Here is a 25,396-nt window from a genome sequence, read left to right on the forward strand (position 1 = left end):
AGGACGGGTTGTTAGGTTTAAAATCCTCTTGCGTGGGTCATACAATGTTTTCTCATGAGAGCGTCTGGGCGGCTATCGATGCCCTGGCTGAACGCCATTCCCTGAGTGCATCCGGGCTTGCGCGCCGCGCGGGCCTCGATCCCACGACGTTCAACAAATCCAAACGCTATGCCGCCGATGGCCGCGCGCGCTGGCCCTCGACGGAATCGCTCGCCAAGGTGATGGAAGCCACCGGCGCGACTTTCGATGAGTTTACACGCCTCATCACCGGCGGGGATAACGCGGCGCGTCCTCTGGGCGAATATACGCAGGACCCGCATCCGATCCCGCTGCTCGGCATGGCGGAGGCCGGCGCTGGCGGCTATTTCGACGATGCCGGTTTTCCGGCGGGGCAGGGCTGGGACATCGTCGAATTTCCCGCCCGCACGGGAGAGGGTGTCTATGCGCTTGAGGTTTCCGGCGACTCGATGTTGCCCCTTTACCGCGATGGCGATACGCTGATCGTCGCGCCCAATGCGGCGGTCCGCCGTGGCGACCGCGTGGTGGTGCGAACCCGAGACGGAGAAGTGATGGCCAAGATCCTGCATCGCCAGACGCCGCGAACCATTGAGCTTCATTCGCTCAATCAGGAACACCCGAACCGTATATTCGAATCCAGCGATGTCGAATGGATCGCCCGGATTCTGTGGGCGAGCCAGTAAATGGCGCATATGCGGGACAGGAGCCATGCGCGGGCCGTTTTCGGCGGTCTGGCATGTGTGACGGGCGCGGTTTTGCTCGCGGCCTTCATCGCCCCCTTTCATGGCGCGCTGGATCGTCCGGTCGTCGTCATCGATTCCGGGCAGGCGGGCGGCAAGCAGGCCTCCGGCGGTGGAAACGGCATCGTCGTCGAACAGTTCGATTATGACGAGCCGGGGACACCGTCCGAAACAGGCAATGCGCCGCAGCAGGGCCATGCCGCCCCAGCCGAAGGACAGCCCCCGGCGTGGAAGGAAGACGGCAAGGTCAACGATCAGGTGAACGATGGCGGGCTGGAGCGCGAAGCGCCGCGTCCGCCGCTGAGCGATCTCGGCCTTGCCTCGACCCCCAAGCCGCCCGAACCACCGGCGCCTGCCGCCGCGGTCGATGAAGGCGAGCCGATGCAGCTTTTGCAGCGTCCGGTCGCCGTCGCCGCCGGACGGCTGGAAAGTCAGGGCCGCATCATCGAGTTGCAGGGGATAGAGGTCGTTCCCGTCGAGCAGACATGCCGGACGGCATCCGGCGAAAACTGGCCATGCGGTATGCAGGCGCGCACTGCCTTCCGGCAATGGCTGCGCTCACGCGCGATCATGTGCCGCCTGCCGCAGAACGACAGCGGCGGTGCGGTCGCGACCGAATGCACACTCGGCAATGAGGATGCGGCTGAATGGCTTGCCGCGAACGGCTGGGCCAGGGCTGCTGCTGGCGGCAAATATGAGGAAGCCGGGCGCAAGGCGGAAGAAACGCGACGCGGTATCTTCGGCGACAAGCCCGACACCACGCTGCCCGGACCTCCGCCGGACACGCAATCCCTGTCGCCGCTTGCGCCGGAGCTGGAACCGCAACCTTCCGCGCCGCCATCGCCACCCGCGGAGCCGCAGGGCGATTTTCCGCCAGCGCCTCCCTTGCAATGAAAAGCCCCACGTTTGCGGGGCTTTCCAACTTCAGTCGGTGATCAGGCCAGTTCGCCGGCCAGCGCCTTTTTGATCAGGGCGCGGGTTTCGTCGATGCCGTAAAGCGCAACGAAGGAGCCGAAGCGCGGTCCGCGTTCCTGACCGATCAGCACTTCATAGAGCATCTGGAAGAAGGAAACCGACACGCCGGGTCCGCCTTCCGGGCTTTTCTTGTTGTGATCCTGATAGCGCTCGATTGCGCGGGCAACGTCCAGAATGGCGTTCTGGATGTGGCTGCCGTCGGTGCCCTCGGGCAGCGTTGCCAGCTTGGCGTCGAGCGCTTCGAGCGCCGCGCGCTCGACATCGTCGGGGGCGCGGAACTTCTTGGTCGGCTTGACGAAATCGTTGAAGTAACGGATCGCATAGCCGACGAGCGCGTCCAGCTCCGGGTTGTTTTCAGGCGTGACGCCCGGCACATGGCGCGAGATGAAGCCCCAGAGAACACCCGGATTTTCGGCGTTCGAGGCACTGACCAGATTGAGCATCAGAGCGAAGGTGACCGGCAGATCGACCTTTGGCGGGTTGCCGTAATGGATGTGCCAGACCGGATTGTTCAGTCGATCCTTCCACTCCTGGCGTTCATAAGCGGAAAGATAGGTGAAATATTCGTCCACCGCCTTCGGGATTACGTCGAAATAAAGCTTCTTCGCGGTCTTCGGCTTCTGGAAATTGTAAAGCGCAAGGCTTTCCGTCGGGGCATAGGCCAGCCATTCATCGATGGCAATGCCGTTGCCTTTCGACTTGGAAATCTTCTGGCCGATCTGGTCGAGGAACAGTTCATAGACGAAATGTTCCGGCGCGCGACCGCCGAGGATTTCGCAGATGCGGTCATAGATGCCGGCATTGGTCTGGTGATCCTTGCCGAACATTTCGAAATCGACGCCAAGCGCTGCCCAGCGCATACCGAAATCGGGCTTCCACTGAAGCTTCACCTTGCCGCCGGTGACCGACAGGGTGGTTTCCACGCCGTCTTCGTCATCGAAGGTGATCGTGCCTGCCTTGGCATCGACCTTCTTCATCGGCACGTAGAGCACGCGGCCCGACTTCGGCGAGATCGGCAGGAAGGGACTGTAGGTCGCCTGACGCTCCTCGCCAAGCGTCGGCAGCATCACCTTCATGATGTCGTCATAGCGTTCGACGGCCCTCAGTAGCACGGCGTCGAACTTGCCGGACTTGTAATATTCGGTCGCGCTCGCAAATTCGTAGTCGAAGCCGAACGTGTCGAGGAAGCGGCACAGCATGGCGTTGTTGTGGTCGGCAAAGCTCTTGTAATCGCCGCCGAACGGGTTCGGCACCGAGGAAAGTGGCATTTGCAGGAAGGGTTCGAGCGCTGCCTTGTCCGGCACATTGTCCGGGATCTTGCGCATGCCGTCGAGATCGTCGGAAAAGCAGATCAGGCGCGTCTTGACCTTGTCGCCGGTCAGGATGCGGAAGGCATGGCGCACCATGGAGGTGCGCGCCACTTCGCCGAACGTGCCGATATGCGGCAGGCCCGACGGGCCATATCCGGTCTCGAAGATCACCGTGTCCGGCAGGCCGGTCTTCTCATAGCGCTTGAGGATTTTTTTCGCTTCTTCAAAGGGCCATGCTTTCGCCACCGCAGCCGCCTCGGTCAGTTCCGGGGTCAGCGTGATTTCGGGAAGGCGGTGCGAAGTCATGATTTTTTCCTGATATCCTGTGAAGGGCTTTATTCTCTGAAAACGCCGCGCGGAAGCGCGCTTCTGCTCTATGGCGCGGCAACCCCGTGCCGTCAACGGTCAGCGCCGAATTTCCTTGCGTAACTGAGTGAGGCTTCCTAATTTTCCGCCAATTCCAATGGAAAAGATGATTCCGATCATGTTGTACAGGAGTAGCCCGATGAAAAAGATCACACCGCAGGATGCGCTTGTCTACATCATGATCACCACGTCGGCGGCAGACACGACCATGACCGACGCGGAACTGTCGTCCATCGGAAATGTCGTTTCGCGCCTGCCGGTCTTTCAGGGTTTCGACAAGGAGCGCCTGCCCAAGCTCGCCAGCGATTGCTACGCGCTGCTGGCCGATGAGGACGGTCTGGAAAAGATCCTCGACATTGCCCACGATTCACTGCCAGAGCGGCTCTACGATACGGCCTATGCGCTGGCTGTAGAGGTGGCCGCAGCCGATCTGCATGTCGAGCAGGAAGAGCTTGAATTTCTCCAGATGCTGCGCGACCGCTGGACGCTGGACGAACTGACCGTGGCGGCAATCGAGCGCAGCGCCCGTGTGCGTTTCCGCAAGCTCGATCCCGCGGTTTAAGAGCGCGTCCCGAAAAGTGGGAACCGGTTTTCGGATAAGACGCGCGCCAAATATCAAAGCGCGTCCCGAAAAGTGGGAACCGGTTTTCGGATAAGACGCGCGCCAAATATCAAAGCGCGTCCCGAAAAGTGGGAACCGGTTTTCGGAATAAGACGCGCGCCGAATATCAGAATGCGTCCCGAAAAGTATGAAACGCGCTTCAGATAGTCTGGCAGGCACAAAAAAACGGGCGGTCATCCGCCCGTTTTCGTTTTGAAACAGGATCAGGGCGCGACCGGGAGCAGTTGCGCCTTGCGCTTTTCCCATGCAGCCCGCATCAGGCGGGCCGCTTCTGCGAAAGTAGGGTTTTCCTTCCACTGTCCCTGATAGGTCAGAGCGCATGGAACAATGTCTTTCAATGCTTCGAGCGTGTGGCGCGGCACCATGTCGGTGCAGTTCCACAGACGGCGGAAGACCACGCTGATACGAGTGGCCTTGCCGTTGATCCGCACGACCGGCTCAGCCGTTTCCGGGCTCCAGCCTTCATAAGCATCGACCGCATCCTGAAATGCGTGATGGAGATAGATCGGTGCATGACCGTCGTGAAGCGGGGGCAGCAAACTGGACATTTCTGTCTCCTCTCTTCTGTCTGGATTCAGCTATCGGGGCATTTGCGATCGAAATGACGAACAGGATTCACAAATGCATTTGAAAAAGAGCAGGGGGGATTTTTGCTCTTCTGAAGCTGGAGCAGTTCCGTTCAAATGGAGCCGCTCTATCTATTTGTTTTTACACATTTCCGGGGTAAGCCGGTTTTTACTTTTACTGGAAATGTTCCAGACGTGCCGCGTTGAAACAGAGATTTACAAAATATGGCAGCACATAATTAACCATGATCTACGAAGGAGGGGCTGTTTGGCAAGGGGTTATTTTTCCAAAATGTGTTTTTCTCGAAAAAAACAATTCAAATCGTTGTCTCGAATTACTTCGATAATAAGCTGGCGAACGATTGAGCTGTTGTTTTGACTTTATGGCCAACCGCGTAAAAAGAGAGGGATTTTCGATATTTATTGTCCGGGTGACAGGTTTGATCCTGTCATTTGCGCGGGGCGGGTATAGAAGTCATCGAACAGCAACGTGATCACGGGGAAGGGATATGGCTCGACTGGTTCTTTCGCGCAGGTTTTTTCTGGCGGGGACTGCCTCGCTGGCTGCCTTTGCTGTCTGGCCGCAGCGTTCGGAAGCGGCTGACGAGGCGCGAAAGGGCGGACGGCTGGTCGTGGCGGCGGATTCGGAACCGCGCAATCTCAATCCGGCTATCGTCGCATCGAACGGCGTATTCTTCGTGGCAAGCAAGGTGATCGAGCCGCTGGCCGAGGCGTCCTTCGAGGGCGAGAACGGTCTTGTTCCCCGCCTCGCCACGGGGTGGGAAGGCTCCGGCGATGGGCTGACGGCGACGTTCCGTCTGCGCGAGGGTGTCAAATGGCACGACGGAACGCCGTTCACTTCCGCCGATGTAGCCTTTTCGGCCATGGAAGTCTGGAAGCCGCTGCAAAACCTTGGCCGGGTCGTGTTCAAGGCGCTGGAAAAGGTCGAAACACCGGACGAGCATACGGCAATCTTCCATTTTTCCGCGTCGACGCCGTTCCAGCTCATCCGCAATGCCTTGCCCGCGCTGACGGCGGTGTTGCCGAAACATATATTTGCCGGGACGGATATCATGGCCAATCCGGCCAATGAAAAGCTCGTCGGCACCGGCCCGTTCAAATATGCCGGGCACAAGACGGGCGAATATTATCGCCTTGAGAAAAATACCGATTACTGGGGCGAAGGTGAGCCTTATCTCGACGAGATCGTCTATCGCGTCCTGCCGGATCGCGCTGCGGCGGCGGGAGCGCTGGAAGCCGAGGAAATCGATCTTGCAGCTTTTTCCGCCGTGCCGCTTGCCGATCTCGACCGTGTTTCGAAAGTGCCGGGGCTTGAGGTCATTTCCAAAGGATATGAGGCGCTGACCTATCAGCTTGTGGTGGAGATCAACCATCGCCGCAAGGAACTGGCCGACCTGAAGGTCCGGCAGGCAATCGCCCACGCCATCGATCGCGATTTCGTGGTGAAGACGATTTTCCTCGGTTATGCAAAGACTTCGACCGGCCCGGTGCCGCGCTATGACAGTCAGTTCCATAGCGGCGATGTGCCCCTCTATCCGTTCGATGTGGCAAAAGCCAATGCGCTTCTGGACGAGGCGGGCTATGAGCGCGGCAAGGATGGAACGCGCTTTGCGCTCAGGCTTCTGCCCGCGCCCTATTTCAACGAAACGAAACAGTTTGGCGACTATCTGCGGCAGGCGCTCGCCGCCATCGGGATCGATGCGCGCATCGTCAACAACGATTCCGCCGCGCACCAGAAGGCGGTCTATACGGACCATGATTTCGATCTGGCAATCGCGCCGACCGTCTATCGCGGCGATCCGGCCATTTCGACGACAATCCTTGTCGAAAGCGGTATTCCGGCAGGCGTGCCATTCTCCAATCAGGGCGGCTATGCCAATGCCGAACTGGATGCGTTGATCGCCAGGGCGGCAAGTACCATCGACGAGAAGCAGCGGACCGCGCTCTATCACGAATTCCAGCGGATGGTGGAGGCGGATCTGCCGCTGATCAATGTTGCGGAATGGGGATTTATCACGGTCGCCAGCACGCGCGTGAAGAATGTCTCGAACAATCCGCGCTGGGCGGTTTCCAATTGGGCGGATACGTGGCTGGAATAGTGACTAACTCACTTGAATAATTGTATTCTTATGTCGTGTCACAGATTCTCATTCTTTTCCGAAAGCGTTTGATCGGCAGCATCGCGGTGCTGCTGATCGTCGTTGTCGGATGTTTCTTCATGCTGGAAAGCGCGCCGGGCGACGCGGTCGATGCCTATGCCGTCACCTTTGGCGGCGATGCGGGGCAGATTGCCGAAATGCGTGCCCGCTGGGGGCTGGACCAGTCGGTCTGGCACAGGCTTGGCGCCTATATGGCCGCGCTGGCGCAGGGCAATCTCGGCTGGTCCGTCAGCTTCAACCGTCCCATACTGGGTGTTATAACGGAACGCCTGCCCAACACGCTGCTGCTGATGGGGGTGGCGACGGCGCTTTCCTTTGCGGCAGGCTCGCTGCTCGGTATCGTTGCGAGCGCAAGGCCCGGCAGTTTTCGCGACCGTTTTCTTTCCGTCACGTCGCTTGTCCTCTACGCCATTCCCGGTTTCTGGCTGGCGCTGGTGCTGGTCATCCTGTTTTCGATCAAACTGCGCTTTCTCCCTTCGAGCGGGATCGAAACCATTGCCTCGGGCAAGCAGGGGCTGGCGCGGGCGGGCGATATTGCGCGGCACCTGATCCTGCCCGTCGTGTCGCTGGCGGTGATCTATCTGGCGCTTTACCTGCGGGTGATGCGCGCCGCCATGGCCGATATATGGCGCATGGATTTCGTGCGCGCCCTACAGGCGCGGGGCATTGCGCGTCGGCGCATCGTCCTGCGTCATGTGGCGCGCAACGCATTCCTGCCGCTTGTGACCGTGCTGGGCCTGCAGGCGGCTTCCATGCTGGGCGGCAGCGTGGTGATCGAAAGCGTCTTCGCCGTGCCGGGCCTCGGGCGACTGGCGCAGGAGGCCGTGGCAAGTCGCGACACGCCGCTTCTGCTCGGCGTCATCATTGCAAGTGCGGTGATGGTGATCGCGGTCAATTTCCTGATCGATCTCGTCTATCTCTGGCTCGACCCGCGTATTGCGACCGGGGGCAGGACATGAACGGACTGAAACGTTATTTCAGAACAGGCGAAGCCGTAGCAGGCACGGCCCTTTTGGCGGTTCTGGTTCTGGCCGCGCTTTTCGCACCGCTTTTCTTTCCCGGCGACCCTTTGAGCATCGTCTCGGCGCCGTTGCTGAAGCCCTTTGAAAATACGGATTTTATCTTCGGTACTGACAGGCTCGGACGTGATGTTCTGGCGGGGCTCTTTCATGGTGCGCGCACCTCGCTTGCGGTGGGTCTGGCGGCGGCTTTCGCCTCGATTGTGCTTGGCAGCATCGTCGGTACGCTGGCCGGTTTTGCGGGCGGGCTCGTTGATGAAGTTCTGATGCGCATCACCGAAGCCTTCCAGACCGTTCCGGGTTTCCTGCTGGCGCTGGCGCTGGTCAGCATTGCCGGGCCGTCGCTGCCGGTTCTGGTCGCGGCGATTGCATTTTCAAGCTGGACGCAGGCGGCGCGGCTTGCCCGGGGGCAGGTGCTTTCCATCCGCGAAAGCGATTATGTGGCCTCGGCCCGCGTCATCGGAATGCATCCGATGGAAATCGCCTTCCGCCAGATCCTGCCCAATGCCCTGCCGCCGGTGCTGGCGCTGGCGCCGGTCATCGTCGCTTCCGCGATCCTGATCGAAGCGGCGCTGTCGTTCCTCGGCCTCGGCGATCCCAACCGGGTGACATGGGGCGGCATGATCGCCGAAGGGCGCGCGGTGCTGCGCTCCGCGCCCTGGCTCTCGGTCCTGCCGGGCCTGACGCTGGCGCTCGCCGTGGTCGGTGTCTATCTGACGGGCGAGGGGCTGACCAATGCCATGTCCCGGCGCGAGGTGCGGTCATGAGCAATCTTGCCCGCCTTGAAAAACTCTCCGTGAACTATGGCGGCGCGCCGGCGCTGCAAAATATCGATCTGGACATTGCTGCGGGCGAGACCCTTGCCGTGATTGGCGAAAGCGGTTCGGGCAAAAGCACGCTGGCGCTGGCTCTCGCCTCGCTTCTGCCTACCAATGCGAGGGTTTCAGGCGCTATTCACTGGCCGCAGGGTGTGCCGAAGCCGGGCCGCGATATCGGTTTCGTGTTTCAGGACCCGGCGTCGAGTTTCGATCCGCTGATGACGGTCGGCGATCAGTTGGCCGAAACGATCCGCGCCCACGGGAATTATGACAGGCCGCGCGCGAAGGCCAGGGCGCTCGTCCTTCTGGAGCGTGTGCACATACCGGACCCGGCAACGGGCTTTCACCGCTATCCGCACCAGTTTTCCGGCGGGCAGAAGCAGCGTATCGCCATTGCGCTGGCAATCGCCGCCGGTCCGCGCCTGCTGATCGCCGACGAGCCGACGAGTGCACTCGATACCATCGTGCAGAAGGAGATCGTGGCGCTCCTGCAACGGCTGGTGCGTGAGGATGGCATGACGCTCATCTTCATCACCCACGACATCGCGCTGGCATCCGGCCTCGCCGACCGCATCGCGGTGTTCCGGCACGGCGCGCTTCTGGAAACCGATCAGGCCCGCGCCATCCTTTCTGCCCCTCGAACGGACTACACGAAAGCGCTGATCGCCGCCGTGCCGGTGCTGGAGGCGTCCCATGGCTGAACCGCTTTTGCAGGCGCAGGACCTTGTGGTCCGTTATGGCCGCAACCCGGCGCTGGAAGGTGTCAGCCTCGCCATCCAGCGCGGCGAGACGCTGGCATTGGTCGGGCCTTCGGGCAGCGGCAAGTCCACGCTGGCCCGCGCGCTCCTGCGGCTTCATCCGCTGGAAAGCGGCACAATCCGCTTCGACGGAGGTGACTGGCTGGCGCTTTCCGGCCGCGCGCTGCGCAAGCGCCGGGCGCACATGCAGATGGTGTTTCAGGACCCGCTTTCCGCCTTCAACCCGCGGGCAAACCTGCGCGATCTCCTGCACGAACCGCTGCGCATTCACAGGATAAGGCGCGACATAAGCGAACTTCTGCAAAAGGTCGGGCTCGATCCGGCCTTGGCAGAACGCGGCGTTCACGAGATTTCCGGCGGGCAGCGCCAGCGCGTGGCGATTGCCCGCGCGCTTGCGACGTCGCCGTCGCTCGTCGTGCTGGACGAGGCCGTTTCGGCGCTCGATGTCACCGTGCGCCGCGCAATTCTCGATCTTTTGCGGGATATACAGAAAGCTGAAAACACGGCCTATCTTTTCATCACGCACGACCTTGCCGTGGCGGCGCAGATGGCCGACCGTATCGCGGTAATGGAGCGCGGGCGGATTGTCGAATGCCGCCCGGCGCGGGAATTGATCGCGGCACCGCAAGCGCCGATCAGCAAGGCGCTGATCAAGGCCGTGCCGAGATTGAAAGCCTAAAGCGTGTTGCGTTCAATCTTATTCAGGCAACACGCTTTAAGCTTTTGTTTTTACGCATGTCTTTATCCCGAAACCGGTTCCCTTTCGGGAGACATGCTTTAAGCGTTGCCAAGCTCTACTGAACGCTTGTGCGCGGCTGCAACGGCTTCGGCCAGCAGCTTCTTGAGGCGGTCGCCGCCCATAAGCACTTCAAGCGCTGCCGCCGTCGTGCCGTTCGGGCTTGTCACCTGTTCGCGCAGCTTGGACGGGCTGTCGGTGCTGGCATCGGCAAGCGCGCCCGCGCCCATCACCGTCTGCATGGCCAGAAGCGCTGCGGTCTCGCGCGGCAGGCCAGCGCTTTCGCCCGCATCGGTCAGGGCTTCGATGAAATGGAAAACATAGGCGGGGCCGGACCCGGAAACGGCGGTCACGACATCCATCAGCGCCTCGTCGTTGACGCTGGCAACCTTGCCGGAGGTTTCCAGAAGCCGGGCGATGAAGGCCTCATCCTCGTCGGTGACATTGGCATTCCTGTATGTGACCAGCATACCCTTGCCGATCGCGGCCGGTGTATTCGGCATACAGCGCAGCACGGCGGCATCTTCACCAAGCAGGTTTTCGAAAAGGGCGACCCGGATGCCGGCGGCAACGCTGACGAAAGTGGCGGCGGGCACGAAGCGCTTGTAGGCCGGCAGGGCCTTCGACATGACCTGCGGCTTGACGGCGACCAGAACCATGCGTGGTTTCAGATCGGCAGGCAGGGCTTCCGCATCGGCATGGACGTGCGCGCCGACGCCTGCCGCCCGTTCGCGAAGCGTGTCGGCGGGTTCAACGACGTGAACGTCTTCGGCCTTGAGGATGCCGCTGTCGAGCCAGCCCTTGAGCATTGCAAAGCCCATATTGCCGCAACCGACCAGAATTACCGTGTCATGCATATTGATTGTTCCGCCTTTGGATTTCGTTGGGATCGGGTCCGTGGTGGTATAGACCTGCCTCGCCGCCCTCTGCAAGCTTAACCAAAAACCGATAGGTTCGGATCGTCGAATTTTGGGAGCAAGTCATTGATCGCTCAAATGATATCGACCAATATAGGTCGAATTTGAGTGAAGCTTCGGAGGGGAAGAATGGATCCGGCTTTGACAACGGGCGTGCCGCCTGCCGAAGCTTTCGGCCATGTCCGCATCATTATCGGCATGATCCTCGGCCTTTGCATTTCCCGGCTTCTGACGGGGCTTGCGCGCTTCATCCAGCATCCGGGCAAGCAGAAGATCTATCCCGTCCATCTGGCGTGGGTGGGTTTCGTCCTGCTTTCGGTCATTCATTTCTGGTGGTTCGAATTCGGCCTGCGGACCATCCCGCAATGGACATTCGAAAAATATCTGTTCGTGATCTTTTATGCCGGGCTCTATTTCCTGCTTTCCACGCTGCTCTTTCCCGACAGCATGGAAGAATATACCGGCTATCGCGATTATTTCATTTCGCGGCGCAGGTGGTTTTTCGGCATTCTGGCGCTGGTCCATGTGGTGGATGTCGTCGATACGCTGCTGAAAGGAGCCGATCACTATCGGTTCTACGGCATTGAATATCCGGTCCAGATTGTCGGCTTCGTCCTGTTCAGCCTCGTCGCGGCTTTCTGGGACAACCGGCGCTACCATGCGGTTTTTGCCACGCTGGCCCTCTTCTACGAGATCACCTTTACCTTGCGGCACTTCGCGACGCTGGGCTGAGCCTATCTTTCCTCCGTCCTGCGACGCGTTTCCGCGTCCACCAGATCGCGGAACTGCCGCAGCAGCGGATGGCGCGCGGTCTGTTTCACGCCATAACCCAGATTGAAGGCATAATCGAAGTCGGGCGGATTGCTTCCGATATTGTGCTGCATCATCGTTTCGAGCTTGTCGAACCCCTTGGCGAAGATCGCTTCGGTCGAAGCGCCCTCGTTATAATCGGTCCAGAGGTCCATGATCTCGGCGCGCAGATCGTCCGGCAGCGGCTCGCACAGTTTCAGGAGGTCGGCTTTTTCGCGCATGGCGCGGCCGTCGCCAGCCGTCTGGTGGATGGCCGGAACATCGCCCGAAATCGCCTCGCCGAGATCGTGGACGATGCACATCTTGATCAGCCGCAGCCGGTCGCAATCGCCAAGTTCGCGGTCGAAAAGTGTGACTAGAAGACAGAGTCGCCAACTATGTTCCGCTGTGCTTTCCGGCCTGCCCTGCGACGTGTAGCCGGAGCGAAGCGTGCTTTTCAGCCGTTCCGCATTCTGGATGAAGCGGACAATGGCGCTGAGCCTGTCCGGATCGATCGACTGTTCCGTTTCGGTGCTCACAGGCGGCCTCCTGAATATCTCCCATTGATTTATCTCCATGAATCATCATGGGGAATTGCAATTTTAACGATTTATCTGCCATGATAAATCCAGATCAGTGACCAAGGGCGAAAAGCGGGACGGAGCAATGGTTGAACGGGACGGAGAGGGCAGACATGCGAATGCGCGCCCGCTTCTGGCCTATGCGCCGGAATTTCTCGAGCCTGCCCGTTTCCCTTCGCCTGCCGAAGATGACGAGGAACGCGAGCATCACAAACGCCGCGCTGAACTGCTGCGACGCAAGCAGGAATTGCTCGAGGCGGAGACAAGCGGCGCGACCGATCCGAAAGCCGACATGCAAAACCGGATGGATGCCGTCCGGGACGCCCTGCAAGACAATCTCCGCATTCTGCCGGAAGAGGCGGAACCCGCAAAGACTGAGCCTTCCCCGCCTTCACCATCGCCGTCACCGCCGCAACAAACACGCCGCAGGCGGCGCTGGGGGCTTCTCGTCGGTTTCACGCTGCTTGGCGGCATTTTCGGCGTCACTTACGCTTTTCTGGCCCCGCCTCAATATAGCGCCACGGCTTCCATGCAGGTCTTCCCGCCTGAAAGGCGCAGCGAGGTCGCTTCCGATGCCGTGCTCACGCGCGCCGCGCGCATGGCGCGGGTTCAAACCGTGGCCGATCTTGGCGCTCCGCCCCTGTTGGAAGAGTTGCGCGTTCGACTGATCTGGATGCTGCCGGAAAGCTTGAGGACGCGCTTCGGTCTTGCGCGGCCGGATATGTCGCCTGCGCAATTGCTGCGCCAGCGTCTCGATTTCAGTCAGGCGCTCGACAGTGGAACGGTGAATGTCGAGGCGACGGCGGACAGGCCCGCAACGGCGGCCTTGCTGGCCACCGCTGTTGCGCAGTCCTTCCGCGCCCATCTGCATGGCGCCGCTTCGGATGCCGCGCAGGGCGATCTTCCGTCTCGCTTGCAGGCGCTTGAAGCAGATGCGCAAGCTGCCCGGCAGGCCGCGACGGCCTTTCGCGCCAGCCGCGATTTCGGCGATGATGAAGACAGGGCCGCGCTCGAACGGGAGTTCGCCTATGCGAAGGCCGAAACCGGGCGCATCGCTGCGGAGGCCAATGCCCTGAACGGGGCGACCGCCGACAGTCTTGTACGCGATGGCGTGCCGGAAAACATGCGGTCGGGACCGCTTGGCGCGCTGGTGGAACGTTATGGCGCTGCGGGGCAGGGTGCTGAGGCAAAGAAGATCGCTGCGGAGATCGACGCCGAAATCTCCGGCCAGCGCAGCGCCTTGCAGGCCGACCTCAAAAATGCGGTCGAGCGCGAGCAGAAGGCCGCTGCCGCCATGGCCGGATCCGGCACGGCGCCCGCCACGGGGGACGACAGAAACCGCCTCCTGACGCTGGAACGCGACGCGGCGGCGAAGCAGGCGCTGCTGGAAGATTTGCAGATGCGCGCGGCGCGCGGCGAAACTGGCTCGTCCGGCGCATCCGGCTCCGGTGCAACGGTGCGGATCGTGACGCCAGCGGTCGCGGAGCCGAACCCGAGCGGGCTTCCCGCGCCCGCAACGATAAGCCTCTCCCTGCTGGCCGGTTTTCTGCTCGGCCTTCTGTCCATGGCGCTGGCCGGCAGGAGCAGGGACGCGTTCGACAGGACCGAGATGGAGCCGGAAGAGGTTCTTGAACCCTATGGCGAAACGCGGCTTGCCACGGTTATTCGCGAGGCCAATGCCCGCTGGGAAGCGGAACATGGCCGCATGAATCCGGTGGCGGAAAACGAGGCGCTCGGGCGCGCGCTTGAGGATGCGCGTTCGCATCGTGCCCGAGTTTGAGCTTGGGCTTGAGGCGGATGGGCGGCCTTTCAGTTCTGGAATTTCATAAAATCCTGCATTGTCGCGCATTCGCCAATTGTCATCGGACTTCATGACGCTTATGGGCATGTGTATGGAAAGGATGTCGTGTATCTCCCAGACACGCAATTCCAGACACGCAATTCCTGACACTCAGGCCCGATATCGCGAAAGAACGGAGCGCTCGCTATGGCTCAATTGATTGATGGCAAGAAGCTCGCCGAGGATGTGGTTTCCACGGTGAAGACCGAAACCGAAAAGCTGGTGGCCGCGACCGGCGTGGTTCCGGGCATTGCCGTGGTGATCGTCGGCGAAGATCCGGCGAGCCAGGTTTACGTGGCTTCCAAAAGCCGCAAGGCCAAGGAATGCGGCTTCCATTCCGTGCAGCACGATCTGCCGGAAACCGCATCGGAGCAGGAACTTCTCGACCTCATCGAGAGCCTCAACAGCGATCCCGCCATCCACGGCATCCTGGTGCAGTTGCCGCTGCCCGGACATATCGATTCAGGCCGCGTGATCCAGACCATTTCGCCGGACAAGGACGTGGACGGTTTTCATTTCATCAATGTCGGAAAGCTCGGCACCGGCGAGATCGAAACGGCCTTCGTTCCCTGCACGCCAGCCGGTGCGATGATCATGATCGACCGCGTGCACGGACGCGATCTGTCGGGTCTCAACGCAGTGGTGATCGGGCGTTCCAACATCGTCGGCAAGCCGATGTTCAACCTTCTGCTCGCCGCCAACGCGACTGTGACGGTGGCGCATAGCCGCACGAAGGACCTGCCCGCGATTGCCCGCACGGCGGATATTCTGGTGGCGGCTGTCGGACGTCCGCAGATGGTCAAGGGCGACTGGGTCAAGCCCGGCGCGACCGTGATCGATGTCGGCATCAACCGTATTCCGGCCCCCGAAAAGGGCGAGGGCAAGACCAGACTGGTCGGCGATGTCGATTTTACGGAAGCCGAAAAGGTTGCGGGAGCGATCACGCCGGTTCCCGGCGGCGTCGGTCCGATGACCATTGCCATGCTGATGGCCAACACGCTTACCGCGGCTTGCCGCAGTGTTGGCGCAAAAAAGCCCGTTTTTTGACACAATTGAACAGCGCTTTTTGCGCTGTTTCGTGTCGATTGGCATGATTTGAGAGGCAAAACAGCGCAAATCGCTGTTTTGCCTTAATTCATTTCGGGTCGTTTCAGAACACCGAAGCGCCCTCGTCGGCCCGTCCGGCGATCTGGCGGAAGGCGCGGAACAATTCGCGTCCGACACCGTGCTCGTTGCCGGAAAGGTCGGGACGGTCTTCCAGCCGGGCGTCGAGCGCCGCCTGGCTGACCAAAATTTCCAGCGTACCATTGACGGCGTCGAGGCGGATAACATCGCCGTTGCGGATTTTTCCGATGACGCCGCCGTCGAGCGCTTCCGGCGTGACGTGAATGGCGGAGGGCACCTTGCCCGATGCCCCCGACAGACGCCCGTCGGTGACGAGCGCGACACGCTGGCCGCGATCCTGCAATATGCCGAGAACGGTCATCAGCTTGTGCAGTTCCGGCATCCCGTTGGCTTTCGGACCCTGATAGCGCACCACGGCGACGAAATCGCCGGAAAGGTCGCCCGCCTTGAACGCGGCCTGCATTTCCGCCTGATCGTTGAAGACCTTCGCAGGCGCTTCGATGACATGGCGCTCCGGCTTCACGGCGGAAACCTTGATGATGGCATTGCCGATATTGCCGGTCAGGACCTTGAGGCCGCCGGTTGGCTGGAACGGTGAATGAATCTTGGCGAGAACCTTCTCGTCGCCGCTCTTTTCCGGCACCGGTTCGCGCACGACCGTGCCGTCGGGACCGAGCTTCGGCTCGATGGCGTAAGGCCGCAGACCTTCGCCCCAGACGGTACGGACATCTTCATGCAGGATGCCGCCGTCAAGCAGTTCGCGGATCAGAAAGCCCATGCCGCCCGCAGCGTGGAAATGGTTCACATCGGCCAGACCGTTCGGATAGACGCGGGCCAGAAGCGGCACCACATCCGAAATTTCCGAAATATCGTGCCATGTCAGCTTGATACCGGCGCTGGCTGCCATGGCGATCAGGTGAATGGTGTGATTGGTCGAGCCGCCGGTGGCGTTGAGCCCCACGACGCCGTTGACGAAGGACCGCTCGTCCAGCATCTCGCCGACCGGCGTATATTCGTTGCCGAGTGCGGTGATGGCCAGCGCGCGCCTGGCGGCTTCGCGGGTCAGGGCGTCGCGCAGCGGCGTGCCCGGATTGATGAAGGATGCGCCCGGCAGATGCAGGCCCATGATTTCCATCAGCATCTGGTTGGAATTGGCCGTGCCGTAGAAGGTGCAGGTGCCGGGGCCGTGATAGGATTTCGACTCCGATTCCAGCAATTCGGCGCGGCCGACCTTGCCTTCGGCATAAAGCTGGCGCGTTTTGGCCTTTTCGTCATTGGGAAGACCGCTGGTCATCGGACCGGCGGGCACGAAGACTGCGGGCAGATGGCCGAAGGTCAGCGCGCCGGTGATGAGGCCGGGCACGATCTTGTCGCAGACGCCGAGATAGAGGGCGGCATCGAACATATCGTGCGACAGGCCGACAGCGGTCGCCATGGCGATCACTTCGCGCGAGAACAGCGAAAGCTCCATGCCGGCAAAGCCTTGTGTGACGCCGTCGCACATGGCGGGCACGCCGCCTGCCACCTGCGCCACGCCGCCCGCCTCGCGCGCGGCCTGCCTGATGAGCGCCGGGAAGGTTTCGAAGGGCTGGTGGGCCGACAGCATGTCGTTATAGGCGGTGATGATGCCGAGGTTCGGCACTTCGTCGCCCGTCAGCGCCGCCTTGTCGTGCGGACCGCAGGCGGCAAAGCCATGGGCGAGATTGGCGCAGCCCAGAACGGCGCGTTTCGGCTTCTTTGAAGCGGCCTCGCGAACCCGCCCGAGATAGGCCTCGCGGGTCGGTTTGGAGCGTTCGCGGATGCGCTCGGTGATTTCCTGTATGCGTTTATGAGCGGACTGCATGGGCATGGGTATCACCTGTGTCGGCCAATCCGGCCTGAATGGGTTTTAACTCGTCCAGTAGAGCTGGATAGGGGCGCGGGCATGGTGGAACACGGCGCGCACGGGCATTTCATTTTCGTCGTCGCCGGAAAGTGCCTTTTCGAGCGTTGCCTGCTTGGCCGCGCCCTCGATATGCAGCACCACCATTTCCGCCCCGGCGATGAGCGGCAGGGTCAGCGTCAGGCGCTTTTCACCGGCGCCTTCGGCATGGATCGGCAGGACGAGCGCGCGTGTTGCCGGGTCGATCGCCTGATCGAGCCGGTCGGCATCGGGGAAGAAGGAGGCGGTATGACCGTCATTGCCCATGCCAAGCACCACCACGTCAAAAGGACGGCGTAACGCATCGATGCGGCTGGCGGCGGCAAGCGCCGCCGTTTCGACCGTCGCCGCCGGATTGTAAAGGCCGACGAACCTGGCCACGCCCGCATGATCGCGCAAAAGATGCTCGCGCACCAGCTTTTCGTTGGAGCGCTCGTTCTCGACGGGCACGAAACGCTCGTCCACCAGCGTGATCGTCACGGCATTCCAGTCGATCATCTTGCGCGACAGCACCTCGAACAGCCTGAGCGGCGTGGTGCCACCGGAGACGGCGAGCGTCGCCTGTCCCCGCTCGGCAATGGCGGCATTGAGCTTGTTCGCAATGGATTCGGAAAGCGCCTGCGCCAGTTCCGATCCGCTGGTGAAATCATGCCGTTCGATGCTCATGCCATTCCTTTCCAACGACATGCTTCAAATATTCGTTTTCAAGCATGTCTTTATCCCAAAACCGGTTTCCACTTTCGGGAGACATGCTCATAGCGTTTCGTGCCAGGTGCGGCCGTCGCGTTCGATGAGCGCGATGGACGATGATGGTCCCCAGGTTCCGGCGGTGTAGCCCTGCACGGGCTGGCCGTTCTCGTCCCATCCCTGCAGGATCGGATCGACCCATTGCCATGCGGCTTCCACTTCGTCGCGGCGCATGAACAGCGTCTGGTTGCCGCGAACGACATCCATGATGAGGCGTTCATAAGCGTCCGGGTTCCGCTCGTCGAAGGATTCGGCAAAGCTCATGTCCAGCGGAACGTGGCGCAGGCGCATACCGCCCGGACCCGGGTCCTTGATCATCAGCCACTGCTTGACGCCTTCGTCGGGCTGGAGGCGGATGACGAGCTGATTGGCATGGACCTTGCCCGCTCCTTCTCCGAAAATCGAATGCGGGATCGGTTTGAAGGTGACGACGATTTCCGAAACGCGGGTGGCGAGGCGCTTGCCGGTGCGCAGATAGAAAGGCACGCCCGCCCAGCGCCAGTTGGCGATCTCCGCCTTCAGCGCCACGAAGGTTTCGGTATTGCTGGTATCGCTTTCGAGATCTTCCAGATAGCCCTTGACCGGACCGCCTGCCGAAGCGCCCGCGCGATACTGGCCGCGCACGGTCAGTTCCTCCACATTGGCTGCGGTAATGGGGTTCAGCGAGCGCAGCACCTTGACCTTTTCATCGTGCACCGCATCGGCGTCCAGCGAGGAAGGCGGCTCCATGGCGACGAGGCAGAGAAGCTGGAGAATGTGGTTCTGCACCATGTCGCGCAATGCGCCCGCCGTGTTGTAGTAACCGGCGCGCCCTTCAAGGCCGACGGATTCGGCAACCGTGATCTGCACATGGTCGATATGGGCGGAATTCCACAACGGCTCATAGAGCGCATTGGCAAAGCGCAGCGCCATCAGGTTCTGCACCGTTTCCTTGCCGAGATAGTGGTCGATGCGGAAAATCTGGTCTTCGCGGAACACGCTGCCCAGCGTGTCGTTCAGCACCATGGCCGATTCCAGATCGCGGCCGATGGGCTTTTCCACGATGATGCGCGTGTCGCGCGTGATGAGGCCGTGCGCCTTCAGGCGCGTGGCGATATCGCCGAAAAGCGATGGGCTGACAGCGAGATAAAAGGCGCGGATCTTTTCCGGCTTCTTGCCGATCAGCGTCTTGAGCGCATCCCAGCCTTCCTCGGATTTGGCATCGACGGCGATGTAGCGCAGGCGGGCGAGAAACTTCTCCACTTCCGCTTCGTCCACTTCCGTGGACTTGACGTGCTCATGGATGGCGGCGCGCGCAAACTGGCGGTATTCATCATCGGTCATCTGGCTGCGCGAAGCGCCGATGATGCGCGTGGGGTCGGTGAGCTGGCCCGCACGCTGACGCTGATACAGTGCCGGAATGAGCTTGCGTTCCGCAAGGTCGCCCGAGCCGCCGAACACGATGCAGTCGAAAGGCTCTACCGGAATTGTCTGGCTGGTCATCTATCGCTCTCTTCTCTTCTTGCGCAAATCAGGGCGTCTTGGGGCAGGATGCGATTTTAGCGCAGGTCCTGTCTATTATCTAATCGATTTAAATTCAACCGTCGCAATGCCGCATTCGCGTTAATTTGAAGGTTGCCTGCCATAATTGACGGATTAATCGCTTGCGCATACATGACATGTTCATCTTAGGGCCATATTGGAACAAACAATTTGGATTCAAGTGATTTGGCCAAGTTGGAGGGTATCCCGGTTCTGCCAAAGGAGAATGACATGAAAAGGCTGCAGGACAAGGTCGCAATCATCACCGGCGCCGGTTCGGGGTTCGGTTCAGGCATGGCGCGCCTTTTTGCGGCCGAGGGCGCCAGGGTCGTTCTCGCCGATGTGAATGTGAAATATGTCGAGGACGAACTGGCCGAAATGGGCGCGAACGGTCTTGCCGTGCAGGCCGACGTTTCGCGGAAGGACGATATGGAGCGCGTGGCGCGCGCCGCCTTCGAGCAGTTCGGGCGCATCGACATCATGGTCAACAATGCGGGCTTCACGCATCGCAACATGCCGCTGACCGAGGTGGACGAGCACAATTTCGATCTGATCGCGGCCGTGAACATGAAGGCGCTTTATTATTCGACGCAGATCGTCGTGCCGATCATGGAGCATCAGGGCGGCGGCGTCATCATCAACACCGCATCGGCAACCGCGCTGCGTCCGCGCAAGGGACTCGTCTGGTACAGCGCATCGAAGGGCTGGATCGTCAGCGCCACCAGGGCGATGGCGCTGGAACTGGCAGAAAAGAACATCCGCGTGAACTGCATCTGCCCGGCGGAAAGCGGCGGCGAGGGGCTGGCGCTGTTCCTGCCCGAAGATACGCCCGAAGCGCGCGAGGGCCTGAAGGCGACCATTCCGCTCGACCGTTTCTCCACCCCGGAAGACGTGGCCGAGGCGGCACTCTGGCTCGCTTCCGATGCGGCCTCGATGGTCACGGGCACCGCGCTCAGCATCGATGGCGGCTATTCGATCTAGCCGCGGATGTTGCGGGTAATGGCCCAGTTATAAACCGCGCCCACGGCCATGATCAGGCATGTGCCGAGGAAGACGGCGCGCATTCCGAAATGTCCGCCGACGAAGCCGCCCGCGACCGGTCCGGCGACCTGTCCGACATATTGCGCCGAGACGGAAAGCCCGAGCACACCGCCCGCCACACGGTCGGGCACATTGTGCCGGATGACGCTCGTGATGCAGGGCAGCAGCCCGCCGAGCGCCAGCCCCATCAGGAAGCGCAGGCCGATCAACTGCCAGGCCTCGGTTACGAAGGCCTGCGGGATCAGAAGGGCGCTGGAAGCCGCCAGCGCCACGATGACGACACGGGTGTGGCCGATGCGGTCGGCAAGCCGGCCGAGCCGGGACGACGACAGGATGCTGCCGAGCGCCGCAGCCGCCATCACCACGCCGGAAATCAGCGTCACCCTGCTCTGGTCGTCCATCAACTGCATGACATAGACGGTGAGGATCGGTTCGATGGACATATTGGCGAAGAGCAGCAACATGCCCGTTACCAGCATGGCGATTACCGGCTTCCTGTCGGGGATGGCAGCCCAGATGGATTCCGCCTTCTGCTCCCTGGTTGGCTTCGGCGGCTTGCGCTCCTCGCGGATCAGGAAGGTCGTGGCCAGAAAGGTGAGGAAGATCACGCCGCCCGCAAGCCAGAAAGTGGCGCGGATGCCGATCAGCGGCGGCAGCGCGCCGCCCAGAAGCGGGCCGGCCAGATTGCCCGCCATGATGCCTGCCGAAAGCGCGCCCAGCGCCCAGCCGGTCTTGTCCTTCGGTGTCTGCGTGGCGACGAGGATCATCGAGCCGGACGAATAGCCGCCCGCGATGCCGACGAAAAGCCGCAGCGCCACCAATTGCCAGACACTCGTCACCATGCCGATCAGCGACATGGCGACGGCCATGCCGAAGCTTGCGCGGATCAGCATGAGCTTGCGCCCGTAGCGGTCGCCGAGCCTGCCCCAGAGCGGCGCGACGAAGGCGGCGGCAAGAAAGGTCGCGCCATAGGCGATGCCGGACCATTGCACGATGGCCGCGTGATCGGTGACGCCGAGCTGTTCCACATAAAGCGGCAGGAAAGGCAGCAGCAGCGACATGGCGATGAGCGTGGTGAAAGAGCCGATAAGGCAGATGGCGAGGTTCTGCTTCCAGTAGCGTTCGTGGCTTTCTGCATCGCTCATGCCGGCGGTTTCATCCCCGGCGGCGGATTGGGTGGCGCTCATGTCGTTCCCTGCGGATTGTATTGTATTCCATTTTGGGATACCAAATTGGAATACATCCATGCGCCTGTTGGGTTGGCTTGTCAATCGGCGTGCGCGCAAAGGGAGAACAGGTTTCAATGTCCCAGATGCAGGAAATCGAAACGCAGCTTCGCGACAGGATTCTCGGGCTTGACCTTGGACCGGGCGAACGGCTGACCGAGCGCTGGATCGAGGCGCAGTTTTCCGCCTCGCGTACGCCGATCCGCGCGGCGCTTCTGCGGCTGGAGGCGGAGGGGCTGGTCTGCCGGGAGGGGCGAGGATGGACGGTATCGCCGATCAATCTCGGTGAAATCGCCCAGATCGGCGTCTATCGCGAGGCGCTGGAAATTGCCGCCTTGAAACTCACCTGCACGCTCGAAGATCGCGGCGGCGTGGAGCCGATTGCGGCCATGCTGGATAGCTGCGACGCGGCAACCTCACGCGAGGAATGGCATCGTGTGGGCATGGATTTTCACATCGAGCTGGCGCGGCTTTCCGGCAATGAATTTCTGGGCCGTGGCGTGCGTGATGCGATGCAGCGGCTTTCCCGCGCACGCTGGCTGGAAGTGCGCGACGCGGCGGCGCTTGCCCGCGCCTGGGACGAGCATCGCGCCATTCTGGATGCGGTGCGCGAGGGCGATGCGGACAAGGCGACGGGGTTGATGAGCGCGCATCTGGGGCGCAGTCGCGCCCGTCTGGTCGCGAGCCTGCACGAAGACCGTCGCGGGCTGAAGGCGCGGGGTTTCGCGGTGATCGGCACCTGACCCGTTACCGCCATTCGGGCAGCTTGTGTCCCTCGCGCGAATAATGCGGGCGGCGTCCTTCGCGCAGGCCGATGTCGCGCAGCAGATATTCCGGCGAATATTCCGTTATGACGATACGGGCCTTTCTGCGGGCGAAAAGGCGGCGGAAGAAAGCGCTTGGTCCTGGCCGGGCTGCCGGTACAGAGGGGGCGGCGATGCAGGCGGAATCGGTGTTTCTCATGATCTCACCCATGAATTTCCAGGCGACGGTGGGAGGCGGTCGCGGTTAAACTGTACCTATCCATATGCTCGCGAAATGCGTTGTTTTCCAATTGAATGTCGAGTAGCCTGCATAAGGAGACCTTATGCATTATGACATCACCGCTTCCGCCGCTTTCGGCCATACGCGTCTTTGAATCGGCTGCCCGCCACGCAAGTTTCACACGCGCGGCGGAAGAGCTTGGCATGACGCAGGCGGCGGTCAGCTACCAGATCAGGATATTGGAGGAGCGTGTCGGCGCGCCGCTTTTCCTGCGCCGCCCCCGGCAGGTGGAACTGACCGAAATCGGCCAGCGTCTCGCGCCGGCGCTGACCGAAGCCTTCGAAACCATGCGCAACGCCTTTGCGAGCCTGCGCGAGGATATGGAAGGCGTGCTGACGATCAGCGTTCTGGCGACCTTCGCCGCCAACTGGCTGGTGCATCGGCTGGGCTCGTTCCAGATGCGCTATCCTTCGCTCGCCGTGCGACTGGAAACCTCCGATCAGGTGATCGACTTCGCGACGACGAATGTGGACGTGGCGATCCGCAGCGGCAAGGGACAGTGGCCGGGCCTTGAGACGCATGAACTGATAAAGGCCGAGTTTACGCCGATGCTGAACCCGGCGCTGGCCGAAAGCGTCGGCGGCATCCATGAGCCTGCCGATCTTCTGAAGTTGAAGGCCATCGATGCGAGCGATCCGTGGTGGAAAATCTGGTACGCGGCAGCGGGTATCGATCATCCGCAAATTCAGGGTAACACGCAGAACCGCTTCGGCGCGCAGCATCTGGAGGGGCGCGCCGCCGCATCCGGGCAGGGCGTGGGCATCCTGACGCCTGCCTTCCATATGCTCGAAGTCGCTTCCGGCCAGCTCATTCAGCCTTTCGACCTTGTCTGCGACGATGGCCTTGCCTATTGGCTGGTCTATCCGAAAAATCGCCGCAACGTGCCGAAAATCCGCGCCTTTCGCCAATGGATACTGGACGAATTGCACGGTCGAGGCTGAGCGTGAATGGCCAAAGCCAAAAAAAATCGGGCCCGCATGTCACATTCGGCGATGCTGGTTCGTCATGGTTGTCGGTAACTCTGGAAAATAGAAGGAACGACAATGACTGCTCACTTGAATCCCTTTACCGCCGCGCCTGCCCAGATGAAGGCCTGGAACAATGCTTCGTTTCTGATCGCGGCCAGCCTCGAACATACGCTGATCGAACTGGTGAAAATCCGCGCCTCGCAAATCAATGCCTGCGCAAACTGCATCAATATGCATGCTTACGAGGCGCGCTCGCAGGGTGAGACGGAACAGCGTATCTATCTGCTGTCAGCCTGGCGCGAAGCGCCGTGCTATTCCGGGCGCGAACGCGCGGCGCTGGGCTGGACCGAAGCCCTGACCCGCCTGTCGCAAGGGCATGATCTGGAAGAAGCGCGTAGCCAGTTGCAGGCGCATTTCACGGAGGAGGAACAGGTGAAACTGACGCTGATGATCAATGTCATCAATGGTTGGAACCGGCTCGCGGTCGGCTTCGGCATGTGGATCGACGCGGAGGCCGCACAGAAACAGGTGAAGGCGATGGCCAGGGAACTGGCGGAGGCGTCCGCCTGATGGCGACATCCAAACTGCATGGCGGCGCAGCGGAGATTTTCGATCCGCTGCGCCCCAGGCTGATCCGTGTGGCCTATCGTATGCTCGGCTCGGTCGCCGATGCGGAGGACATGGTGCAGGAAGCGTTCATCCGCTGGATGAACGCCGATCGCAGCGATGTGCGCGAGCCGGAAGCCTTTCTGCGGCGCACTGTTACGCGGCTGTGCCTCGACAGGCTGAAATCCGGTCAGAAGCAGCGCGAAACCTATTTCGGCCCATGGATTCCCGACCCGGTGGTCGAGGAGGAGGCGGAGGAAGATGTCACCCTGCCGCTGATGCTGGCGCTGGAGCGCCTTTCACCGCTGGAACGCGCCCCCTTCCTATTGCACGACGTGTTCGGGCTCGATTTCGAGGAAATCGCTCAGACCATCCAGCGCGATGCCGCTGCCTGCCGCCAGCTTGCCGCCCGCGCCCGCAGGCATGTGCGCGAGGAACGCCCCCGCTTTCAGGTCGACAGGCAGCGCGGGCTGGAACTGGCGGAAGCATTCTTCACCGCCTCGCGCAGTGGCGACATGAAGGCGCTCGGCTCCATGCTGGCGGCGGATGTGCATATGCAGGCCGATGGCGGCGGCAAACGTCCGGCATTCGCGCAGCCGGTGCGGGGTTTCGCCGATGTGATGTCGATGCACGAAAGGCTGGCCGGTTATTTCGCCGTCCAAAGCTCTGAACTTGTCCGCGCGGTCTATATCAACGGCCTGCCGGGTATCATCACGCGGGAAGCCGACGGGGAAATCCAGACGACCGCGCTCGATATCGAAGACGGCAGGATCGTCGGCATTTATGTGGTGCGCAACCCGGACAAGCTGAAGCACTTGCACTAGTGTGGTGGATTTGAAGTTCCTATCATTTGCCTGGCATCTACGTTTAGGAACTTCAAATCCGTAAACCACACTAGATTCAATATCTTGCTAGTGTGGCTTTGAATCTGAAATTCGTTCGCAACACTGCTCCAAAGTGAT

25 protein-coding genes are annotated in these 25,396 nt (G+C 61.2%); 16 read left to right on the top strand and 9 right to left on the bottom strand.

Annotated elements, in window-relative coordinates:
• The first annotated feature begins 44 nt into the window (after positions 1-44).
• Positions 45-701: a S24 family peptidase gene (locus FHS76_RS15605; protein ID WP_183654646.1), complete on the top strand. Its 657-nt coding sequence runs from the start codon at positions 45-47 to the stop codon at positions 699-701.
• Positions 702-1,652: a thermonuclease family protein gene (locus tag FHS76_RS15610; RefSeq protein WP_183654648.1), complete on the top strand. Its 951-nt coding sequence runs from the start codon at positions 702-704 to the stop codon at positions 1,650-1,652.
• A 41-nt stretch (positions 1,653-1,693) separates the two neighbouring features.
• On the opposite strand, the gene FHS76_RS15615 is transcribed toward FHS76_RS15610, so the two are convergent.
• Entirely contained in the window at positions 1,694-3,349 is a 1,656-nt protein-coding gene (locus tag FHS76_RS15615) for a lysine--tRNA ligase (RefSeq protein ID WP_183654650.1), read from the bottom strand.
• Positions 3,350-3,548: 199 nt separating this feature from the next.
• On the opposite strand from FHS76_RS15615, the gene FHS76_RS15620 reads away from it, so the two are divergent.
• Entirely contained in the window at positions 3,549-3,971 is a 423-nt protein-coding gene (locus tag FHS76_RS15620; protein WP_183654652.1) for a tellurite resistance TerB family protein, read from the top strand.
• Positions 3,972-4,234: 263 nt separating this feature from the next.
• Here FHS76_RS15620 and FHS76_RS15625 read toward each other — a convergent pair whose 3' ends face one another.
• On the bottom strand, positions 4,235-4,579 hold the full coding sequence (locus FHS76_RS15625) for a BRA0787 family protein (protein ID WP_183654654.1): 345 nt from the start codon (positions 4,577-4,579) through the stop codon (positions 4,235-4,237).
• 527 nt (positions 4,580-5,106) lie between these two features.
• On the opposite strand from FHS76_RS15625, the gene FHS76_RS15630 reads away from it, so the two are divergent.
• From FHS76_RS15630 to FHS76_RS15650, 5 genes are read left to right on the top strand one after another with little or no spacing between them, the layout of a single operon-like run.
• On the top strand, positions 5,107-6,717 hold the full coding sequence (locus FHS76_RS15630; RefSeq protein WP_183654656.1) for an ABC transporter substrate-binding protein: 1,611 nt from the start codon (positions 5,107-5,109) through the stop codon (positions 6,715-6,717).
• A 35-nt stretch (positions 6,718-6,752) separates the two neighbouring features.
• Entirely contained in the window at positions 6,753-7,736 is a 984-nt protein-coding gene (locus FHS76_RS15635) for an ABC transporter permease (RefSeq protein ID WP_183654659.1), read from the top strand.
• Positions 7,733-8,563, top strand: coding sequence for an ABC transporter permease (locus FHS76_RS15640; protein WP_183654662.1), 831 nt, complete (start codon positions 7,733-7,735; stop codon positions 8,561-8,563). Before FHS76_RS15635 ends, FHS76_RS15640 begins: the two co-directional genes overlap by 4 nt.
• A complete protein-coding gene (locus FHS76_RS15645) occupies positions 8,560-9,315 on the top strand; it encodes an ATP-binding cassette domain-containing protein (RefSeq protein ID WP_183654664.1) in 756 nt (251 codons plus the stop codon). Before FHS76_RS15640 ends, FHS76_RS15645 begins: the two co-directional genes overlap by 4 nt.
• Positions 9,308-10,051 (top strand): ABC transporter ATP-binding protein, encoded by a 744-nt coding sequence (locus FHS76_RS15650; protein WP_183654666.1) that lies wholly within the window; start codon positions 9,308-9,310, stop codon positions 10,049-10,051. Before FHS76_RS15645 ends, FHS76_RS15650 begins: the two co-directional genes overlap by 8 nt.
• Before the next feature lie 98 nt (positions 10,052-10,149).
• Here FHS76_RS15650 and proC read toward each other — a convergent pair whose 3' ends face one another.
• Positions 10,150-10,965 carry a pyrroline-5-carboxylate reductase gene (gene proC, locus FHS76_RS15655; RefSeq protein WP_183654668.1) on the bottom strand — a complete coding sequence of 272 codons (816 nt, stop codon included), beginning with the start codon at positions 10,963-10,965 and terminating at the stop codon, positions 10,150-10,152.
• 189 nt (positions 10,966-11,154) lie between these two features.
• On the opposite strand from proC, the gene FHS76_RS15660 reads away from it, so the two are divergent.
• On the top strand, positions 11,155-11,757 hold the full coding sequence (locus FHS76_RS15660) for a hypothetical protein (RefSeq protein ID WP_183654670.1): 603 nt from the start codon (positions 11,155-11,157) through the stop codon (positions 11,755-11,757).
• Between the two features lie 2 nt (positions 11,758-11,759).
• Here FHS76_RS15660 and FHS76_RS15665 read toward each other — a convergent pair whose 3' ends face one another.
• Positions 11,760-12,353: an HD domain-containing protein gene (locus FHS76_RS15665; RefSeq protein ID WP_183654671.1), complete on the bottom strand. Its 594-nt coding sequence runs from the start codon at positions 12,351-12,353 to the stop codon at positions 11,760-11,762.
• Positions 12,354-12,480: 127 nt separating this feature from the next.
• On the opposite strand from FHS76_RS15665, the gene FHS76_RS15670 reads away from it, so the two are divergent.
• Both FHS76_RS15670 and folD read left to right on the top strand, forming a co-directional pair.
• The gene (locus FHS76_RS15670) at positions 12,481-14,175 is read left to right on the top strand and encodes a Wzz/FepE/Etk N-terminal domain-containing protein (protein WP_183654673.1); all 1,695 of its coding nucleotides are present in this window, start codon (positions 12,481-12,483) and stop codon (positions 14,173-14,175) included.
• Between the two features lie 207 nt (positions 14,176-14,382).
• Positions 14,383-15,282 carry a bifunctional methylenetetrahydrofolate dehydrogenase/methenyltetrahydrofolate cyclohydrolase FolD gene (gene folD, locus FHS76_RS15675; RefSeq protein ID WP_183654675.1) on the top strand — a complete coding sequence of 300 codons (900 nt, stop codon included), beginning with the start codon at positions 14,383-14,385 and terminating at the stop codon, positions 15,280-15,282.
• Positions 15,283-15,385: 103 nt separating this feature from the next.
• Here the strand turns inward: folD and edd are convergent, their stop codons facing one another.
• From edd to zwf, 3 genes are all read right to left on the bottom strand, one after another.
• Entirely contained in the window at positions 15,386-17,209 is a 1,824-nt protein-coding gene (gene edd, locus FHS76_RS15680; protein WP_183654677.1) for a phosphogluconate dehydratase, read from the bottom strand.
• Positions 17,210-17,248: 39 nt separating this feature from the next.
• Positions 17,249-17,947, bottom strand: a complete 699-nt coding sequence (gene pgl, locus FHS76_RS15685; RefSeq protein WP_183654680.1) for a 6-phosphogluconolactonase — start codon at positions 17,945-17,947, stop codon at positions 17,249-17,251.
• An 87-nt stretch (positions 17,948-18,034) separates the two neighbouring features.
• Positions 18,035-19,510 (bottom strand): glucose-6-phosphate dehydrogenase, encoded by a 1,476-nt coding sequence (gene zwf, locus FHS76_RS15690; RefSeq protein ID WP_183654683.1) that lies wholly within the window; start codon positions 19,508-19,510, stop codon positions 18,035-18,037.
• Between the two features lie 270 nt (positions 19,511-19,780).
• Here zwf and FHS76_RS15695 point away from each other — a divergent pair, with 270 nt between their 5' ends.
• The gene (locus FHS76_RS15695) at positions 19,781-20,530 is read left to right on the top strand and encodes an SDR family oxidoreductase (protein ID WP_183654686.1); all 750 of its coding nucleotides are present in this window, start codon (positions 19,781-19,783) and stop codon (positions 20,528-20,530) included.
• On the opposite strand, the gene FHS76_RS15700 is transcribed toward FHS76_RS15695, so the two are convergent.
• Entirely contained in the window at positions 20,527-21,777 is a 1,251-nt protein-coding gene (locus FHS76_RS15700) for a multidrug efflux MFS transporter (protein ID WP_183654689.1), read from the bottom strand. The two genes, FHS76_RS15695 and FHS76_RS15700, sit on opposite strands and share 4 nt — an antisense overlap.
• A 116-nt stretch (positions 21,778-21,893) precedes the next feature.
• On the opposite strand from FHS76_RS15700, the gene FHS76_RS15705 reads away from it, so the two are divergent.
• Positions 21,894-22,559: a GntR family transcriptional regulator gene (locus tag FHS76_RS15705; protein WP_183654691.1), complete on the top strand. Its 666-nt coding sequence runs from the start codon at positions 21,894-21,896 to the stop codon at positions 22,557-22,559.
• 4 nt (positions 22,560-22,563) lie between these two features.
• On the opposite strand, the gene FHS76_RS15710 is transcribed toward FHS76_RS15705, so the two are convergent.
• On the bottom strand, positions 22,564-22,779 hold the full coding sequence (locus tag FHS76_RS15710) for a hypothetical protein (RefSeq protein ID WP_183654693.1): 216 nt from the start codon (positions 22,777-22,779) through the stop codon (positions 22,564-22,566).
• A 131-nt stretch (positions 22,780-22,910) separates the two neighbouring features.
• Between FHS76_RS15710 and gcvA the strand changes: the two genes are divergently transcribed.
• From gcvA to FHS76_RS15725, 3 genes are all read left to right on the top strand, one after another.
• Positions 22,911-23,801 (top strand): transcriptional regulator GcvA, encoded by an 891-nt coding sequence (gene gcvA, locus FHS76_RS15715; RefSeq protein ID WP_183654695.1) that lies wholly within the window; start codon positions 22,911-22,913, stop codon positions 23,799-23,801.
• A gap of 102 nt (positions 23,802-23,903) precedes the next feature.
• The gene (locus FHS76_RS15720; RefSeq protein WP_183654697.1) at positions 23,904-24,398 is read left to right on the top strand and encodes a carboxymuconolactone decarboxylase family protein; all 495 of its coding nucleotides are present in this window, start codon (positions 23,904-23,906) and stop codon (positions 24,396-24,398) included.
• The gene (locus tag FHS76_RS15725; protein ID WP_183654699.1) at positions 24,398-25,258 is read left to right on the top strand and encodes a sigma-70 family RNA polymerase sigma factor; all 861 of its coding nucleotides are present in this window, start codon (positions 24,398-24,400) and stop codon (positions 25,256-25,258) included. The genes FHS76_RS15720 and FHS76_RS15725 overlap by 1 nt, the downstream gene beginning before the upstream one ends.
• Positions 25,259-25,396: the final 138 nt, after the last annotated feature.

Source organism: Brucella daejeonensis, assembly GCF_014199265.1.
GTDB classification, from domain to species: domain Bacteria; phylum Pseudomonadota; class Alphaproteobacteria; order Rhizobiales; family Rhizobiaceae; genus Brucella; species Brucella daejeonensis.